General features: G+C 53.5%; 15 protein-coding genes. 8 read left to right on the plus strand and 7 right to left on the minus strand.

The genetic code is table 11. The features are described 5' to 3' along the window. Positions 1-36: 36 nt before the first annotated feature. The 5 genes from ACLW56_RS20365 to dnaA all read right to left on the minus strand — a co-directional run bounded on the left by ACLW56_RS20365 (position 37) and on the right by dnaA (position 7208). A complete protein-coding gene (locus tag ACLW56_RS20365) occupies positions 37-972 on the minus strand; it encodes an IS110 family transposase (protein WP_330984163.1) in 936 nt (311 codons plus the stop codon). A 214-nt stretch (positions 973-1186) separates the two neighbouring features. Further along, positions 1187-3601, minus strand: a complete 2415-nt coding sequence (gyrB, locus tag ACLW56_RS20370) for a DNA topoisomerase (ATP-hydrolyzing) subunit B (RefSeq protein ID WP_330985528.1) — start codon at positions 3599-3601, stop codon at positions 1187-1189. Between the two features lie 28 nt (positions 3602-3629). Then, positions 3630-4703, minus strand: coding sequence for a DNA replication/repair protein RecF (gene recF / locus ACLW56_RS20375; protein WP_330985529.1), 1074 nt, complete (start codon positions 4701-4703; stop codon positions 3630-3632). Beyond that, the gene (gene dnaN, locus ACLW56_RS20380; RefSeq protein WP_330985530.1) at positions 4703-5803 is read right to left on the minus strand and encodes a DNA polymerase III subunit beta; all 1101 of its coding nucleotides are present in this window, start codon (positions 5801-5803) and stop codon (positions 4703-4705) included. Before dnaN ends, recF begins: the two co-directional genes overlap by 1 nt. A gap of 4 nt (positions 5804-5807) precedes the next feature. Then, positions 5808-7208: a chromosomal replication initiator protein DnaA gene (gene dnaA, locus ACLW56_RS20385; protein ID WP_330985531.1), complete on the minus strand. Its 1401-nt coding sequence runs from the start codon at positions 7206-7208 to the stop codon at positions 5808-5810. A gap of 606 nt (positions 7209-7814) precedes the next feature. Between dnaA and rpmH the strand changes: the two genes are divergently transcribed. From rpmH to mnmE, 5 genes are all read left to right on the plus strand, one after another. After that, positions 7815-7955, plus strand: a complete 141-nt coding sequence (rpmH, locus tag ACLW56_RS20390) for a 50S ribosomal protein L34 (protein ID WP_003849659.1) — start codon at positions 7815-7817, stop codon at positions 7953-7955. A 17-nt stretch (positions 7956-7972) separates the two neighbouring features. After that, entirely contained in the window at positions 7973-8332 is a 360-nt protein-coding gene (rnpA, locus tag ACLW56_RS20395; RefSeq protein WP_330985532.1) for a ribonuclease P protein component, read from the plus strand. Next, positions 8296-8553 (plus strand): membrane protein insertion efficiency factor YidD, encoded by a 258-nt coding sequence (yidD, locus tag ACLW56_RS20400; RefSeq protein ID WP_330985533.1) that lies wholly within the window; start codon positions 8296-8298, stop codon positions 8551-8553. Before rnpA ends, yidD begins: the two co-directional genes overlap by 37 nt. 2 nt (positions 8554-8555) lie before the next feature. Continuing rightward, the gene (yidC, locus tag ACLW56_RS20405; RefSeq protein WP_330985534.1) at positions 8556-10199 is read left to right on the plus strand and encodes a membrane protein insertase YidC; all 1644 of its coding nucleotides are present in this window, start codon (positions 8556-8558) and stop codon (positions 10197-10199) included. Between the two features lie 97 nt (positions 10200-10296). Further along, positions 10297-11661: a tRNA uridine-5-carboxymethylaminomethyl(34) synthesis GTPase MnmE gene (gene mnmE / locus ACLW56_RS20410; RefSeq protein WP_330985535.1), complete on the plus strand. Its 1365-nt coding sequence runs from the start codon at positions 10297-10299 to the stop codon at positions 11659-11661. 76 nt (positions 11662-11737) lie between these two features. Here mnmE and ACLW56_RS20415 read toward each other — a convergent pair whose 3' ends face one another. Then, positions 11738-12121 (minus strand): DUF6232 family protein, encoded by a 384-nt coding sequence (locus tag ACLW56_RS20415; RefSeq protein ID WP_330985536.1) that lies wholly within the window; start codon positions 12119-12121, stop codon positions 11738-11740. A gap of 546 nt (positions 12122-12667) precedes the next feature. Here ACLW56_RS20415 and ACLW56_RS20420 point away from each other — a divergent pair. Continuing rightward, positions 12668-13417 carry a hypothetical protein gene (locus tag ACLW56_RS20420; protein WP_330985537.1) on the plus strand — a complete coding sequence of 250 codons (750 nt, stop codon included), beginning with the start codon at positions 12668-12670 and terminating at the stop codon, positions 13415-13417. Positions 13418-13447: 30 nt separating this feature from the next. Continuing rightward, entirely contained in the window at positions 13448-14014 is a 567-nt protein-coding gene (locus tag ACLW56_RS20425) for an NADPH-dependent FMN reductase (protein WP_415378030.1), read from the plus strand. Between the two features lie 100 nt (positions 14015-14114). Here the strand turns inward: ACLW56_RS20425 and adeP are convergent, their stop codons facing one another. Further along, positions 14115-15449: an adenine permease AdeP gene (gene adeP / locus ACLW56_RS20430; RefSeq protein ID WP_330985538.1), complete on the minus strand. Its 1335-nt coding sequence runs from the start codon at positions 15447-15449 to the stop codon at positions 14115-14117. Between the two features lie 169 nt (positions 15450-15618). On the opposite strand from adeP, the gene yieH reads away from it, so the two are divergent. After that, a complete protein-coding gene (gene yieH / locus ACLW56_RS20435) occupies positions 15619-16284 on the plus strand; it encodes a 6-phosphogluconate phosphatase (protein ID WP_330985539.1) in 666 nt (221 codons plus the stop codon). Positions 16285-16309: the final 25 nt, after the last annotated feature.

Raw genomic sequence — 16309 nt, forward strand, 5'->3', positions numbered from 1 at the left:
GGGAGAGCAGCTGTGTTTAAAGTCAACCGGTGGCAGCTAACCTGCCACCCATTTTGCATTATCTCTCAGCATTGCGTTCAGGATTGTCACCAGTTTCCTCACACATGCCGTCATCGCGACTTTAAACGCTTTCCCTTTCGCTCTCAGTCTCTCAAAGAACGCCTTTATCACCGGGTTGTGACGCACCGCTGACAGCGTCGCCATATACAGCGCTGCCCTCACTGCACTTCGACCGCCCCAGATACATCGCTTTCCTTTCATCTTTCCGCTGTCATGCGCGTACGGACACACGCCCACCAGTGCACTGATTTTTCGACGGCTCAGTTGCCCCAGCTCCGGCAGCATCGACAACAGTACCGCCATCGTTGTCTTCCCTATTCCCTTGACCTCTTCCAGTAACTTCACTTTCTCCCGCCACAGCGGCATGACCCGTATCTGCCTGTCTATGTCGTCATCCGTGCCTTTTATCTCTCCGTTGAGCCAGTCTATGTGCCGCCTGATGCCCATCCGGATAAGCTCATCATCGCAGGTACCATAGCGGTTTTGCTCCATTGTCCGGTTATCCACTAACTGGCGGCGACGTGCCACCATCATGGCCAGGCGCTGAGTCTGCTCATCCGGTGCTGGCCGGATATCCGGCTCCATCCGGCGGCCGAACTCGCAGATGACTCGCGCATCATTCGGGTCTGTTTTGTACAGCGTCCCGAGGGCCCGGGCGAAGTTTTTAACCTGTCTGGGGTTCACAACAGCAACCGGGACACCCGCGAGTTCAAGGGTGACAGCCAGCAGGTTGTGGTAGCGACTGGTGGCTTCCATCACGACAAGTTTGATGTTCAGCGGCGTCAGTTGCGCAAGAAGTTGCTGATGTCCGGCAGGCGTGTTTTCCAGATGCAGGAACTGGCCTGACGGGCTGATAAATACGTCAAAAGTCTCTTTGGCGATATCGACGCCGACGAAAGAATATTCGGTCATTTTCATGTCTCCCGGCCTTGTAAGATACGGGCTGGCATCGGCCGCCCTGGCAGCTGTTCGGGTTTACAGGAAAGCTGATGTCACGCCAGAAGCTCTCCCGCGGGCTTACAGGCCCAGAGGGTGGACAGGCTGTGACATCAGGTCAAACACAGTGACAGTGTACCCGCCTGATGACGGGTAACTGAAGTGACTTTAAACATACAAGGGGTTGTGTTTAAATATCGATGTTCGCCGCTTTCAGGGCGTTCTCTTCGATAAATGCACGACGCGGTTCAACCGCATCACCCATCAGGGTGGTGAACAGCTGATCGGCAGCGATAGCATCTTTCACCGTTACGCGCAGCATACGGCGGCTTTCTGGGTCCATCGTGGTTTCCCACAGCTGGTCAGGGTTCATTTCACCCAGACCTTTATAACGCTGGATAGACAGGCCACGACGTGACTCTTTCACCAGCCACTCCAGCGCCTGCTCGAAGCTGGCTACTGGCTGACGGCGTTCGCCACGTTCGATGAAGGCATCGTCTTCAATCAGACCGCGCAGCTTCTCGCCGAGCGTGCAGATGCGACGGTATTCACCACCGGTAATGAATTCCTGATCCAGCGGATAGTCGGTATCCACGCCATGAGTACGGACACGGATAATCGGCTCAAACAGGCCCAGTTCTTTATTCTCACGAATATCAAACTTCCACATGCTGCCATGCTGCTCGTTTTCGTTCAGCACGGTCACCAGTTGGTTCACCCAGCGGGTCACGGTCTGTTCGTTGTTAAGCTCTGCTTCTGCCAGAGTCGGCTGATAAACCAGCTCTTTGAGCAGCGTGCGTGGGAAGCGACGCTCCATGCGGCCAATCATCTTCTGAGTCGCGTTGAATTCCGCCACCAGTTTTTCCAGTGCTTCGCCTGCCAGTGCCGGAGCAGAAGCATTGGCGTGCAGGGTCGCGCCATCAAGGGCAATAGCGATTTGATACTGATCCATCGCTTCGTCGTCTTTGATGTACTGTTCCTGCTTGCCTTTCTTCACTTTGTACAGTGGCGGCTGAGCAATATAAACGTGGCCACGTTCAACGATTTCTGGCATCTGACGGTAGAAGAAGGTCAACAGCAGCGTACGAATGTGCGAGCCGTCGACGTCCGCATCGGTCATGATGATGATGCTGTGATAACGCAGTTTATCCGGGTTGTACTCGTCGCGACCGATGCCGCACCCGAGCGCGGTAATCAGCGTCGCCACTTCCTGAGAAGAGAGCATCTTGTCGAAGCGCGCTTTCTCAACGTTAAGGATTTTACCCTTCAGCGGCAGGATCGCCTGGTTCTTACGGTTACGGCCCTGCTTCGCAGAACCGCCCGCGGAGTCCCCTTCCACGAGGTACAGTTCGGACAGCGCCGGGTCACGTTCCTGACAGTCCGCCAGTTTGCCTGGCAGACCCGCCAAATCCAGCGCGCCTTTACGACGAGTCATTTCACGGGCTTTACGCGCCGCTTCACGGGCACGCGCCGCATCGATAATTTTGCCAACCACGATTTTCGCGTCAGACGGGTTTTCCAGCAGGTATTCGCTCAGCAGTTCGTTCATCTGCTGTTCTACCGCCGTTTTCACCTCAGAAGAAACCAGTTTATCTTTGGTCTGTGAGGAGAATTTCGGGTCCGGCACTTTCACAGACACCACGGCAATCAGTCCTTCACGGGCATCGTCACCGGTGGCGCTGACTTTGGCTTTTTTGCTGTAGCCTTCTTTGTCCATGTAGGCGTTCAGGGTACGGGTCATCGCCGCACGGAAGCCTGCAAGGTGAGTCCCCCCGTCACGCTGTGGAATGTTGTTGGTGAAGCAGTAGATGTTTTCCTGGAAACCGTCGTTCCACTGCAGCGCCACTTCCACGCCGATACCGTCTTTCTCTGTGGAGAAATAGAAGATGTGCGGGTGAATCGGGGTTTTGTTTTTATTCAGGTATTCCACGAACGCTTTGATACCGCCTTCGTAGTGGAAATGGTCTTCTTTGTTATCGCGTTTGTCGCGCAGACGAATAGACACGCCGGAGTTCAGGAACGACAGTTCGCGCAGACGTTTCGCCAGAATCTCGTATTCAAACTCAATAACGTTGGTGAAGGTTTCATAGCTCGGCCAGAAACGAACCTGAGTCCCGGTCGCTTCGGTTTCACCTGTTACTGCCAGCGGAGCCTGTGGCACGCCGTGTACGTAAATCTGCTGGTGAACTTTGCCTTCGCGGCGAATCACCAGTTCCAGCTTCTGCGACAGGGCGTTTACAACCGAAACACCCACGCCGTGCAGACCACCGGACACTTTATAAGAGTTATCATCGAATTTACCGCCTGCGTGCAGAACGGTCATGATAACTTCCGCGGCAGAGACACCTTCTTCCGGGTGAATACCGGTTGGAATGCCACGGCCATCATCCGTTACGGAGACAGAGTTATCGGAGTGAATCGTCACCACGATGTCTTTACAGTGACCCGCGAGCGCTTCGTCGATAGCGTTATCCACGACCTCGAATACCATGTGGTGCAGACCGGTGCCGTCATCCGTGTCGCCGATATACATACCCGGGCGCTTACGCACCGCATCCAGCCCTTTCAGGACTTTGATACTGGAGGAGTCATAAGAATTCGACATCAACGTTTCTCGCTCATTTAAACTTGGGTTAATCCGTTATTTTACCTTTTTCCACGCTGAACATCTTCGAATTTTTGTCCGACATGTCCATAACGTGTTCAGCGCTGATCGCACTGACGAAAACCTGCGACTCGGTCGCTTTCAGCCTGCTTGCTAACAGACCACGACGCTCGTCATCAAGTTCCGAGGCAAAATCATCTATGAGGTACAGGCAGCGTCGCCCGCTTTCGCGAGTCAGAAACTCACCTTGCGCCAGACGTAAGGCGCACATTAGCAGTTTGAGCTGCCCGCGCGATAACGTGTCCTCAACCGGTGCACCGTCCGCACGAATGCGGAAATCCGCTTTGTGCGGCCCGTGGGCGGTGTAGGTCAGCATACGATCGCGCTCAAAATTCCGTTCGAGCACCTCAGAATAGTCAGTCTCTTTTTCCCAGCCGCGCTGGAAAGAGAAGCTCAGGTTGAACTCAGGCAGGAACTGTTTGCAGGTATCCGCCATATCTTCGGCGATGCCTGCGCTGTACTCTGCGCGCCAGCGGCTGAGTTGTTCTGCCAGTGGAATGAGTTCGGTATCCCACGGGCGCAGTTGCGCGTAGCGGGTCACCTGGCGCAGCGCAGCGTTTCGCTGTTTCAGCAAACGCTTGAGATTGCTCCAGGCAGTAAAGAAACCGGCTTCGTTGTGAAAGCATCCCCAATCGAGGAACGCTCTTCTGTATTTGGGGCCGCCGTTGAGTAAAGTAAACCCCTCGGGCGTGATGAGCTGCATCGGCATCAGCAGCGCCAGTTCAGCCACTTTGTGGCCGTCGGTGCCGTCGATGCGGACTTTGCTGTCACCCTGTTTATCTTTGGTCAGACCGAGAGAAATTTCACGTTCTTTCCCCTGCAAGCGCCCATGTAACACAAAGGACTCTTGCTCGTGGCGAATCACACGACCAATCTGCAAACTGCGGAACGCCCGACCGTGTCCCAGGGTATAGATAGCTTCCAGCACGCTGGTTTTACCGCTGCCGTTAGCACCCACCAGGAAGTTAAAGCCAGGGGATAGAGCAAGATCCGCGCTTTCAATGTTGCGAAAGTCGCGGATCAACAAGCGGGTTAGCGCCATTACAATCTCATTGGCATAACGACGTAAGCCGCACTCTGGCTGGCAGCATCTTCAATCTGCACACTGGAAACAGAATCGGTCAGCAAAATGCGGACGTTTTCGCATTTCAGTGCATTCAGCACGTCCAGTACGTAGCTAACGTTAAAGCCGATTTCCATCTCAGTCCCGGCATAGGTGACATCCAGAATTTCTTCTGCTTCTTCCTGTTCCGGGTTGTTGGCGGTAATTTTCAGCTGATTCTCGCTGACGTAAAGACGCACACCGCGGAATTTCTCGTTCGAGAGAATGGCGGCGCGGGCAAACGCCTGCTTGAGAATGTCGCAACCGGCATCCAGATGCTTATCCGGATTTTTCGGCAGCACGCGACGGTAATCCGGGAAGCGGCCATCCACCAGTTTTGAGGTAAAGATGAAGTCGCCCACGTGCGCACGGATGTTGTTGCTGCCAATCTGCACGCGCAGCGGATTGTCGCCACCGTCGAGCATACGCATCAACTCAATCACGCCTTTACGCGGCACGATCACCGAATGGTTCGGCAAAGACTGACCAATCGGCATGGAACACACCGCCAGACGGTGACCGTCAGTGGCGACAGTGCGCAGTTCTTCACCTTCGGTTTCAAACAGCATGCCGTTTAAGTAGTAACGCACGTCCTGATGCGCCATCGAAAACTGCGTGGCTTCAATCAGGCGTTTCATGGTCGCCTGCGGCAAGGTGAATTCCACCTCACTCTGCCAGTCGTCCAGATTTGGGAAATCTGCGGCTGGCAATGTGGACAGCGAGAAACGGCTACGGCCAGAACGGACCAGCATGCGGTCGCCTTCCAGCTGCACAGCAATTTCCGCACCTTCCGGCAGGCCACGGCAAATATCAAAGAACTTACGCGCAGGGACGGTGGTTGCACCCGGTTCATGCGGCTGTATCAGCGCGACGCGTGCGACCATCTCCATTTCAAGGTCAGTCCCGGTCAGCGACAGGGAGCCCTCTGCGACCTGCAGCAGCAGGTTGCCAAGAATGGGCAACGTAGGGCGGCCACCTAATGGACCACTTACCTGTTGCAGCGGTTTTAATAAATGTTCACGTTCAACGGTAAATTTCATAGCGTCACGAAGATAATGTTCTGATTAAATTGGAGAAATCTTCTTTGATATCATGGCTTTCTTCACGTAACTGTTCGATCTTGCGGCAAGCATGCAGCACGGTCGTATGGTCACGGCCCCCAAACGCATCGCCGATTTCCGGCAGGCTGTGGTTGGTGAGTTCTTTGGCCAGCGCCATCGCCATCTGACGCGGACGCGCCACAGAGCGGGAACGACGCTTGGACAGCAGGTCGGCCACTTTGATCTTATAGTACTCCGCCACCGTCTTTTGAATATTGTCGATGGTGACCAGTTTTTCCTGCAGCGCCAACAGATCGCGCAGCGCTTCACGCACGAAATCGATAGTAATCGCCCGGCCGGTAAAGTTGGCATTGGCGATAACGCGGTTCAGTGCCCCTTCAAGCTCACGCACATTGGAGCGCAGACGCTTGGCAATGAAGAACGCCACTTCACCCGGCAGACGAATGTCGTTTTCATCCGCCTTTTTCATCAGGATCGCCACACGTGTTTCAAGCTCTGGTGGCTCGATGGCCACGGTTAAACCCCAGCCGAAGCGGGATTTCAGGCGATCTTCAACGCCGTTGATCTCTTTCGGATAGCGATCCGAGGTCAGAATGATCTGTTGGTTACCTTCAAGCAGTGCGTTGAAGGTGTGGAAAAACTCTTCCTGGGATCGTTCTTTGTTAGCAAAGAATTGAATGTCATCGATCAGCAGCGCATCAACAGAGCGGTAGTAACGTTTGAACTCTTCAATGGCGTTGTTCTGCAGGGCTTTCACCATGTCCTGAACAAAACGCTCGGAGTGCATGTACACCACTTTGGCGTTCGGTTTACGGGCAATAATGCCGTTACCCACCGCATGTAAAAGGTGAGTTTTACCGAGGCCCGTGCCGCCATAAAGAAACAACGGGTTATAGGCGCCGCCAGGGTTATCCGCCACCTGACGAGCCGCCGCGCGCGCCAGCTGGTTAGATTTACCTTCGACGAAGTTATCAAACGTATGTTTCACGTTGACGTTAGAACGGTAGGTCGGTTCTGCCGGGGCTGGAACGTTATCCCAACCCTGACGTGCCGCAGGAATCGCAACGCGCGGGGCTTGTACCTGCTGCGCATGAGCCTGAACGGCGACCTGAGCGGTTTCTTTAACAACCTGAGTGACAGGGCGAGCACCGACTTCAAAGCGCAGCTGTGGCGCGTCGGTACCGCAGAAATCATTCAACAGTCCGTTGATATTATTGAGGTACTTATCCCTTACCCAATCGAGCACAAAGCGGTTTGGCGCATACAAAGCCAGCGTATTATCGCTCAGTTCCGCCTGCAACGGGCGGATCCACATGCTGAATTCTGTGGCTGGTAACTCATCCTGCAATCGGGCAAGACACTGCTGCCAAAGCGAAAGTGACACGGCGGACTCCACTCGAACAAAAAGGGTGAAACTGAAAAATTAATGATTGTTGGCACACGCCAGAAAAGCCCTCAGACACAGCGTGAGGGAACGTGCGAACCGCTATCTGCGGTTTTTACTCCGTTCAGGATTAAGGATCACGATCGGAACCGCGGATCATAGCCTAAACTGAACCAGAGATCTTCTGTTTCTCACAGATTCTTCCCGATTTATCCACAGGAAGGATCGAGACCGGCTAAGTGTAAACGATCCTGGTTGAGGTGAAGGGCGATTTCTCCCGCATATTGGAAAAATTAATGAGTCGCGACAAATTTTTGCTTAATCGATCGAATAAAGATCCTGAGCGATCCTTGCGCTTTAACGGGCAGGCTTTATAATCCCCCACCCGGTGCGTGCTACTCGCTAACAGGTACCGTTCCCCGCTCAATTTCTCCGCGAAATCGTGCGAAAACAGGCGGGAAACAAGGTAAAGAGAATTGACTCCGGAGTGTACAATTATTACAATCCGGCCTCTTTAATCACCCACACTGAAGCGGAAGTCGTTCGAAACTCGTTCGGGTACACGCAAAAGTCAGTGAATTTATTCAAGTTTAGGTAGAAATCGCCATGAAACGCACTTTTCAACCGTCTGTACTGAAGCGCAACCGTTCTCACGGCTTCCGTGCTCGTATGGCTACTAAAAATGGTCGTCAGGTTCTGGCACGTCGTCGTGCTAAAGGCCGTTCACGTCTGACCGTTTCCAAGTAATAAAAGCTAACCCCTGAGTGGTTAAGCTAGCTTTTCCCAGGGAGTTACGTTTGTTAACTCCCACTCATTTCACATTCGTCTTCCAGCAGCCGCAACGGGCTGGCACGCCGCAAATCACCATCCTCGGCCGCCTGAATTCGCTGGGGCATCCCCGCATCGGTCTCACTGTCGCTAAGAAAAACGTTAAACGCGCTCATGAACGCAATCGGATTAAACGTCTGACGCGTGAGAGTTTCCGTTTACGTCAGCATGAACTTCCTGCGATGGATTTTGTGGTCGTAGCGAAAAAAGGGGTTGCCGACCTCGACAACCGGGCACTCACGGAAGCGTTGGAAAAATTATGGCGCCGTCACTGTCGCCTGGCTCGCGGGTCCTGATAGCCCTTATCCGGGTCTATCAACGCCTGATTAGTCCGCTACTCGGGCCGCACTGCCGTTTTACTCCCACCTGTTCGCAATACGGAATTGAGGCATTGCGCAGGTTTGGAGTGATAAAAGGCAGTTGGTTGACGGTGAAACGCGTATTAAAATGCCACCCTTTACACCCTGGTGGTGACGACCCCGTCCCACCAGGACCAACAAACACCAGAGAACACTAACGATGGATTCGCAACGCAATCTTCTTATCATCGCTTTGTTGTTCGTGTCTTTCATGATCTGGCAGGCATGGGAACAGGATAAAAATCCTCAGCCCCAGCAGCAGATCACGCAGACTACGACCACCGCAGCGGGTAGCGCCGCCGACCAGGGCGTACCGGCCAGTGGCCAGGGGAAACTGATTACGGTGAAAACCGACGTGCTTGAGCTGACCATCAATACCCGTGGTGGTGATGTTGAGCAGGCACAACTGTTGGCTTACCCGAAAGAGCTGGGTTCAAATGAACCATTCCAGTTGCTGGAAACAACGCCGCAGTTTATCTATCAGGCACAAAGCGGCCTGACCGGTCGTGATGGCCCGGATAACCCGGCTAACGGCCCGCGCCCACTGTATAACGTTGATAAAGATGCGTTTGTACTGGCTGACGGACAGAACGAACTGTCTATCCCAATGACCTTTACCGACAAAGCCGGTAACACCTTCACCAAAACGTTTGTCCTCAAGCGCGGTGAATATGCAGTCAATGTGGATTACAACGTGAAGAACACCGGCGAGAAACCACTGGAAGTGTCCACGTTCGGTCAGCTGAAGCAGTCCATCAATCTGCCGACGCATCGCGACACTGGCAGCAACAACTTCGCGCTGCATACTTTCCGCGGCGCGGCGTACTCCACGCCAGACGCGAAGTATGAGAAATACAAATTCGACAAAATCGCCGACAACGAAAACCTGAACATCAGTTCTAAAGATGGTTGGGTCGCGATGCTGCAACAGTATTTCGCCACCGCGTGGGTGCCTCGTCACGACGGCAGCAATAACTTCTACACCACCGACCTGGGTAACGGCGTTGCCGCGATTGGCTATAAGTCTCAGCCGACGCTGATTCAGCCAGGCCAGAACGCGACCGTAGGCAGCACCCTGTGGGTCGGCCCGGAAATTCAGGATAAAATGGCTGCCGTGGCGCCGCACCTGGATCTGACCGTTGACTACGGTTGGTTGTGGTTCATTTCTCAGCCGCTGTTTAAACTGCTGAAATTTATCCACAGCTTCCTGGGTAACTGGGGCTTCTCCATCATCGTTATCACCTTTATCGTTCGTGGCATCATGTACCCGCTGACCAAAGCGCAGTACACCTCCATGGCGAAGATGCGTATGCTGCAGCCGAAAATTGCGGCGATGCGCGAGCGTCTGGGCGATGACAAACAGCGTCAGAGCCAGGAAATGATGGCCCTGTATAAAGCAGAGAAAGTGAACCCGCTGGGTGGCTGCTTCCCGCTGATTATTCAGATGCCAATCTTCCTGGCACTGTATTACATGCTGATGGGCTCCGTTGAGCTGCGCCATGCGCCGTTCGCTCTGTGGATCCACGACTTGTCTGCACAGGACCCGTACTACATCCTGCCAATCCTGATGGGCGTGACGATGTTCTTCATTCAGAAGATGTCGCCGACCACCGTGACTGACCCGATGCAGCAGAAGATCATGACCTTTATGCCGGTCATCTTCACCGTGTTCTTCCTGTGGTTCCCGTCAGGTCTGGTGCTGTACTATATCGTCAGCAACCTGGTGACCATCATCCAGCAGCAGTTGATTTACCGTGGTCTGGAAAAACGTGGCCTGCATAGCCGCGAGAAGAAAAAATCCTGATTCCGTAGCCGGGTAAACGAAATACCCGGCCATCAGAACAGGAATGACAGGGCGGTCTGATGACCGCCTTTTCTATTGCTATAAAACGAGATAAACCATGAGCCATAACGACACCATCGTCGCCCAGGCCACCCCGCCAGGACGCGGCGGCGTAGGCATTCTGCGTATATCCGGCCTGAAAGCGCGTGATGTGGCGCAGGCGGTGCTCGGAAAATTACCGAAGCCTCGCTATGCCGATTATCTGCCGTTTCGTGATGCGCAAGGCGCTACGCTGGATCAGGGCATTGCGTTATGGTTCCCGGGCCCGAATTCCTTTACCGGTGAAGACGTCCTTGAGCTGCAAGGCCACGGCGGCCCGGTCATTCTCGATCTTCTTCTGAAACGCATTCTGACGCTGCCGGGTGTGCGTATCGCCAACCCGGGCGAGTTTTCAGAGCGCGCGTTCCTTAACGATAAGCTCGATCTGGCACAGGCCGAAGCGATTGCCGATTTGATTGACGCCAGCTCCGAGCAAGCCGCTCGTTCAGCGATGAACTCCTTACAGGGCGCGTTTTCCACCCGAGTGAACCATTTAGTGGAAGCACTCACTCACCTGCGCATCTATGTGGAAGCGGCCATCGACTTCCCGGATGAAGAAATCGACTTCCTCTCGGACGGTAAAATCGAAGCGCAGCTCAATAACGTGATCGGCGATCTGGATGCCGTTCGTGCCGAAGCACGCCAGGGCAGCCTGTTGCGTGAAGGGATGAAAGTGGTCATTGCCGGGCGCCCGAATGCGGGCAAATCCAGCCTGCTAAACGCGCTGGCTGGCCGTGAAGCCGCCATTGTCACCGATATCGCCGGCACCACACGTGACGTGCTGCGCGAGCATATTCACATTGACGGCATGCCGCTGCACATCATCGACACCGCAGGATTGCGCGATGCCAGTGATGAAGTCGAACGCATCGGTATTGAACGTGCCTGGCAGGAAATTGAGCAAGCCGACCGGGTGCTGTTTATGGTCGACAGCACCACCACCAGCGCCGTCGATCCGGCAGAAATCTGGCCGGATTTCATCGCCCGACTGCCTCAGAATTTGCCGATTACCGTGGTGCGTAACAAAGCGGATATCACCGGCGAACAGGTGGGTCTGAGCGATGTAAATGGTCACTCACTTATTCGCCTCTCAGCGCGTCAGGGTGAAGGTGTGGACACTCTGCGCAACCATCTGAAGCAGAGCATGGGCTTTGACACCAACATGGAAGGCGGTTTCCTTGCCCGCCGTCGTCACCTGCAAGCGCTGGAAGATGCCGCCAATCATCTGCAGCAAGGTAAAGAGCAACTGCTCGGTGCCTGGGCCGGTGAGCTGCTGGCAGAGGAGCTGCGCCTCGCACAGCAGGCGTTGAGCGAAATCACCGGGGAGTTCACCTCCGACGATCTGCTCGGCCGCATCTTCTCGAGCTTCTGTATCGGGAAGTGATTGCTGGCTTACTATCTGAAAAACCAGCTAAACAAACAGAACACCTTAACAACTGAATGTTTAGCTAGCTAAAACGCTAACCGCGATGAACTATTGCGTTATTTAATGAATTGATGACATCATCAATATAGTGCTTATTTTTGCTAGCCAGTGCCTGAGATTCACCTGATGCACTATTAAGATAAACCATGTAGTCAGGCTTAATGGCTCTAAACCACACAACCGCAATGACAGCAATGACAGCAATGGCAACACCAAATAGTTTAGCCAGTATTGATGCTGCGACAAAAACCATAATGACGCCAATGATAGCCATAATGATGGGCCCCATCTTAGAGGGATCCGTTTGACCTCTCTTGACCGACGTCACACCATTCATCGCATAAGTGGTTGAACCAACAAGAAATCTGGCATTAGTGATGCTAACATTACCGTTTCTGTAAAACTCTTTTTCTTCCATTTTTCATCCCATGAGGAGAGCTGTAAGTAGTAAGGTAATTCAACAGTGGCTATTTTCGGCATGACGGCCTAAATATTTACGGTTTATAGAAAAACCTAACGTTATTTTTTTAGCTCTTTTCTGATTCTGTAGCAAATAACAGCAGCACACTTCCTTAATAAACATAAGTTCCCTACAGTAAGAATAACTGCATTGCCGCATCAATTTTGGGGATTATCTATATTCCCCTAAGAATACTCATCAGAAAAAGGATGTATTTCTCTTTTTTCAAAACAACATATCGTTATCCCCCCTTTCCGGTCTGGAAATTGCTGTTGCCCAAATGGCAACTCATGTGCCTGTAGGGTGAATGACAACGGGTCTTTTCAACAGGAAATTGGCCGCTAGCCGCGTAATTTCGTGAACCCACAGACTATTGCGGCTAAGGAAATGTAAATGTTCTGACTGAGGCCTGTTCAACAGGGATTTTCCACATTAAAACCTCAACAGTTTAAGCGATAATGACGCTATTGTTTTCACTCAGACCATTAATCATGGAGCGACATAATGGCTATGCATTTTGCAAGAGGGATCCTTAACGATGGGCATTTGCACTCAGCACGACTCTCACCCAGTTGCCACAATGAAGCCCGCCAGCTTCCCCAACATCGCCGTTCTCGGTTCCTGGCTTCGCGCTCTTTGCTTGCCGAGCTGCTGTTTATGCTTTACGGCATCAGCGAGCTACCCGATATCATCACTCGCCCAGACGGCAAACCGGCTTTTCGCGACAGCAATTACCCTCGTTTTTCCATCGCGTATGCCGGGAATGTCGTCGGCGTCGCGTTAAGCACAGAAGGGGAATGCGGTCTGGATATGGAGCTTCAGCGCGCCACTCGTGGTTTCCATAGCCCGACAGCAGTTGAATCCTATCCTTTCAGCAACAATGAAAATCTGTGGATCAAAAATCAAAACGATCCGAACGAAGCCCGCGCCCAGCTCATGGCCCTGCGCCAGAGCGTGCTAAAACTCACCGGTGAAACTCAATACCACTCCCAGCAGCAGCTTCAGCTATTGCCCGGTTCAGGCCGTCTGAGAGCCGCTCGGGTAATGAAGATAGAAGCCATTTGCGATGCGGAAGATGTGCTGGTGTGGTCGATTGCCGCAACCCCTGCCATTGAGCGCCTGAAAGTCTGGGAATATGACAGCAAAACCGGCTGGCGCGGCTTACCGGATATGCAAGTCCGTGCCAGCGAACCCGCGGCCCGCCTGATGCGATTTACCAGCCTGCCTGCGGAAAAAGCCCTTATACTGAACTGACCCATCATGATGAAAACTAAAGGAGTAATCATGTCTGAAGCGTTGAAAGTTGTTACGTTACTGGGAAGTCTGCGCAAAGGTTCATTTAACGGTATGGTTGCGCGTACCCTGCCACAAATTGCCCCGGCAGGGATGGAAATCACCGCCCTGCCGTCCATCGGTAATATTCCGCTGTACGATGCCGATATTCAGCAAGAAGAAGGTTTCCCGGCGAGCGTAGAAGCGCTGGCTGCGGCCATTCGCGAGGCAGATGGCGTAGTGATTGTCACGCCTGAATACAACTACTCAGTGCCGGGTGGTCTGAAGAACGCCATCGACTGGCTTTCTCGCCTGCCTGAACAGCCGCTGGCAGGAAAACCTGTGCTTATCCAGACCAGTTCTATGGGCGCGATTGGCGGCGCACGCTGCCAGTATCACCTGCGTCAGATTCTGGTGTTCCTGGATGCGATGGTGATGAACAAGCCGGAGTTTATGGGCGGTGTGATTCAGAACAAGGTCGACCCGCAGACGGCGGAAGTGGTTGATCAGAGCACGCTCGATCATCTGACCGGTCAGTTGACCGCGTTTGGGGAGTATATTCAGCGCGTGAAAGGGTAAAACAGAAGGGGAGTGCGGTCTGGTGCCCTCTCCCCAACCCTCTCCCACAGGGAGAGGGAGCAAACAGCAAGGCCTTCCCTAAAGAAGGCCTTGCTGTTTATTACGCATCAATAAAAACAATCTTCAGCACAAACAGCAGCGCTACGACAATCACGCAAGGGCTGAGGTCGCGGAAACGACCGGTACCGATTTTCATCACGCAGTAAGAGATGAAGCCCAGCGCGATACCTTCGGTGATAGAGAAGCTGAACGGCATCATCACCGCGGTGATAAAGGCAGGTACCGCTTCTGTCAGGTCATCCCACTTCACGCGAGACAGGCTGGACGTCATCAGCACGCCCACGTAGATAAGCGCGCCAGCGGCGGCATACGGAGGCACCATGCCCGCCAGCGGCGACAGGAAAATCACCAGCAGGAACAGAATACCGACAACTACTGCCGTCAGGCCGGTGCGGCCACCAACGGACACGCCGGAAGAGGATTCGATGTACGCGGTAACGGAGGAGGTTCCGATGAAAGAACCGGCTACGGAAGAGATACTGTCGACATACAGTGCCTGCTTCATGCGCGGGAACTTGCCTTTCTCGTCAGTCAGGCCAGCTTTATCCGTTACACCAATCAGGGTGCCGGAAGAGTCAAACAGGTTCACCAGCATGAAGGAGAAAATCACCCCAGCCAGGCCCAGATTGAAGGAGCCCGCCAGATCAACGTGACCAATGACAGAGGTGACATCCGGCGGCGTAGACACGATACCTGAGTAGTGAACATCACCCAGCATCCAGCCCAGCAGTGTGGTTACCACGATAGACACCAGCACCGCAGCGTGAATATTGCGAGAAGCCAGAATCGCAATGATAAAGAAGCCCAGCACGCCCAGCAGCACGCTGTGGGAGGTCAGGTTGCCGATAGCCACCAGCGTCTCTTTGTTGGCAACAATCACCCCGGCATTCTTCAGGCCCATCATGCCGATGAACAGCCCAATACCGCTGGTGATGCCGACGCGCAGGCTGACCGGAATGTTGGCAATCATCCAGTAACGCACACGGAAAATGGTCAGCAGCAGCAGACCCACGGCGCCCCAGAAAATCGCGCCCATGCCCACTTGCCATGGCAGACCCATCGCCTGCACAACCACAAACGCGAAGAAGGCGTTGAGGCCCATCGCAGGGGCCAGAGCAACCGGCAAGTTAGCAAACAGACCCATCATGATGCTGCCAAAAGCGGCAATCAGGCAGGTGGTGACGAAGACGGCGCTGGTATCCATGCCAGCCACGCCCAGAATTTGCGGGTTCACAAAAACGATGTAAACCATCGTCAGGAAGGTGGTAAAACCGGCGATAACCTCGGTGCGTGCCGAAGTTCCATGCTCACGCAGTTTAAACACGCGCTCAAGCAGACCCTGACCCGACGTCTGGGTTGATTGTTGTTGGCTCATCTTCTGGTTCCAAACAAAGGAGGGGAAAATTCGTCGCTATCCTATACCAAAATGCGACAATAGGCAGGTGTAAGACACACTTTTTTTCATTGATTTTGCTTATACGGCAACGATTGCGTCGGGCAAAAATGATTACGTAAACGTTAAACTTGTTATGACAGGAAACGGCATGTCCAGTATTGAGGCGATTTTTTTCGACTGCGATGGCACCCTGGTCGACAGTGAAGTGATTTGTTCCCGGGCCTATGTTCACATGTTCCAGGAATTTGGCATCACCCTTGAGCTTGAGGAGATTTTCAAGCGCTTCAAAGGCGTGAAGCTGTACGAGATTATCGACACCATCAATGTGGAGTACGGTGTTGATTTGCCGAAAGACAAGCTTGAGCCGGTCTATCGCGCAGAAGTGGCTCGTTTGTTTGATACCGAACTGGAAGTGATTGCAGGCGCGAACGCCCTGCTGGATTCAGTCACCGTACCGATGTGCGTGGTCTCAAACGGCCCGGTCAGTAAGATGCAGCATTCGCTCGGTAAAACCGGCATGTTGCACCACTTCCCGGAAAAGCTGTTCAGTGGCTACGATATCCAGCGCTGGAAACCCGATCCGGCACTGATGTATCACGCCGCAAAAGCGATGAATGTCGCCCCGGAAAACTGCGTGCTGGTGGATGATTCCAGCGCTGGAGCCATGTCCGGCGTGGCGGCGGGAATGGAAGTCTTTTACTTCTGTGCCGATCCGCACAACCAGCCGATCGACCACCCAAAAGTGACAACCTTTACCTCACTGGATGAACTGCCAGCGCTGTGGAAAGCTCGCGGCTGGCAGGTCACACAATAACAAAACAGCCCGGTATTCAGCCGGG

It is taken from the genome of Pantoea sp. sgz302252, from assembly GCF_047713085.1.
Taxonomy (GTDB): Bacteria; Pseudomonadota; Gammaproteobacteria; order Enterobacterales; family Enterobacteriaceae; genus Scandinavium.

What these genes read in the sequence shown, in the direction of transcription:
- ACLW56_RS20365 (WP_330984163.1), bottom strand. Translation starts at nt 972, where the DNA reads ATGACCGAATATTCTTTCGTCGGCGTCGATATCGCCAAAGAGACTTTT.
- gyrB (WP_330985528.1), bottom strand. Translation starts at nt 3,601, where the DNA reads ATGTCGAATTCTTATGACTCCTCCAGTATCAAAGTCCTGAAAGGGCTG.
- recF (WP_330985529.1), bottom strand. Translation starts at nt 4,703, where the DNA reads ATGGCGCTAACCCGCTTGTTGATCCGCGACTTTCGCAACATTGAAAGC.
- dnaN (WP_330985530.1), bottom strand. Translation starts at nt 5,803, where the DNA reads ATGAAATTTACCGTTGAACGTGAACATTTATTAAAACCGCTGCAACAG.
- rpmH (WP_003849659.1), top strand. Translation starts at nt 7,815, where the DNA reads ATGAAACGCACTTTTCAACCGTCTGTACTGAAGCGCAACCGTTCTCAC.
- yidD (WP_330985533.1), top strand. Translation starts at nt 8,296, where the DNA reads ATGGCGCCGTCACTGTCGCCTGGCTCGCGGGTCCTGATAGCCCTTATC.
- yidC (WP_330985534.1), top strand. Translation starts at nt 8,556, where the DNA reads ATGGATTCGCAACGCAATCTTCTTATCATCGCTTTGTTGTTCGTGTCT.
- mnmE (WP_330985535.1), top strand. Translation starts at nt 10,297, where the DNA reads ATGAGCCATAACGACACCATCGTCGCCCAGGCCACCCCGCCAGGACGC.
- ACLW56_RS20415 (WP_330985536.1), bottom strand. Translation starts at nt 12,121, where the DNA reads ATGGAAGAAAAAGAGTTTTACAGAAACGGTAATGTTAGCATCACTAAT.
- ACLW56_RS20420 (WP_330985537.1), top strand. Translation starts at nt 12,668, where the DNA reads ATGGCTATGCATTTTGCAAGAGGGATCCTTAACGATGGGCATTTGCAC.
- ACLW56_RS20425 (WP_415378030.1), top strand. Translation starts at nt 13,448, where the DNA reads ATGTCTGAAGCGTTGAAAGTTGTTACGTTACTGGGAAGTCTGCGCAAA.
- adeP (WP_330985538.1), bottom strand. Translation starts at nt 15,449, where the DNA reads ATGAGCCAACAACAATCAACCCAGACGTCGGGTCAGGGTCTGCTTGAG.
- yieH (WP_330985539.1), top strand. Translation starts at nt 15,619, where the DNA reads ATGTCCAGTATTGAGGCGATTTTTTTCGACTGCGATGGCACCCTGGTC.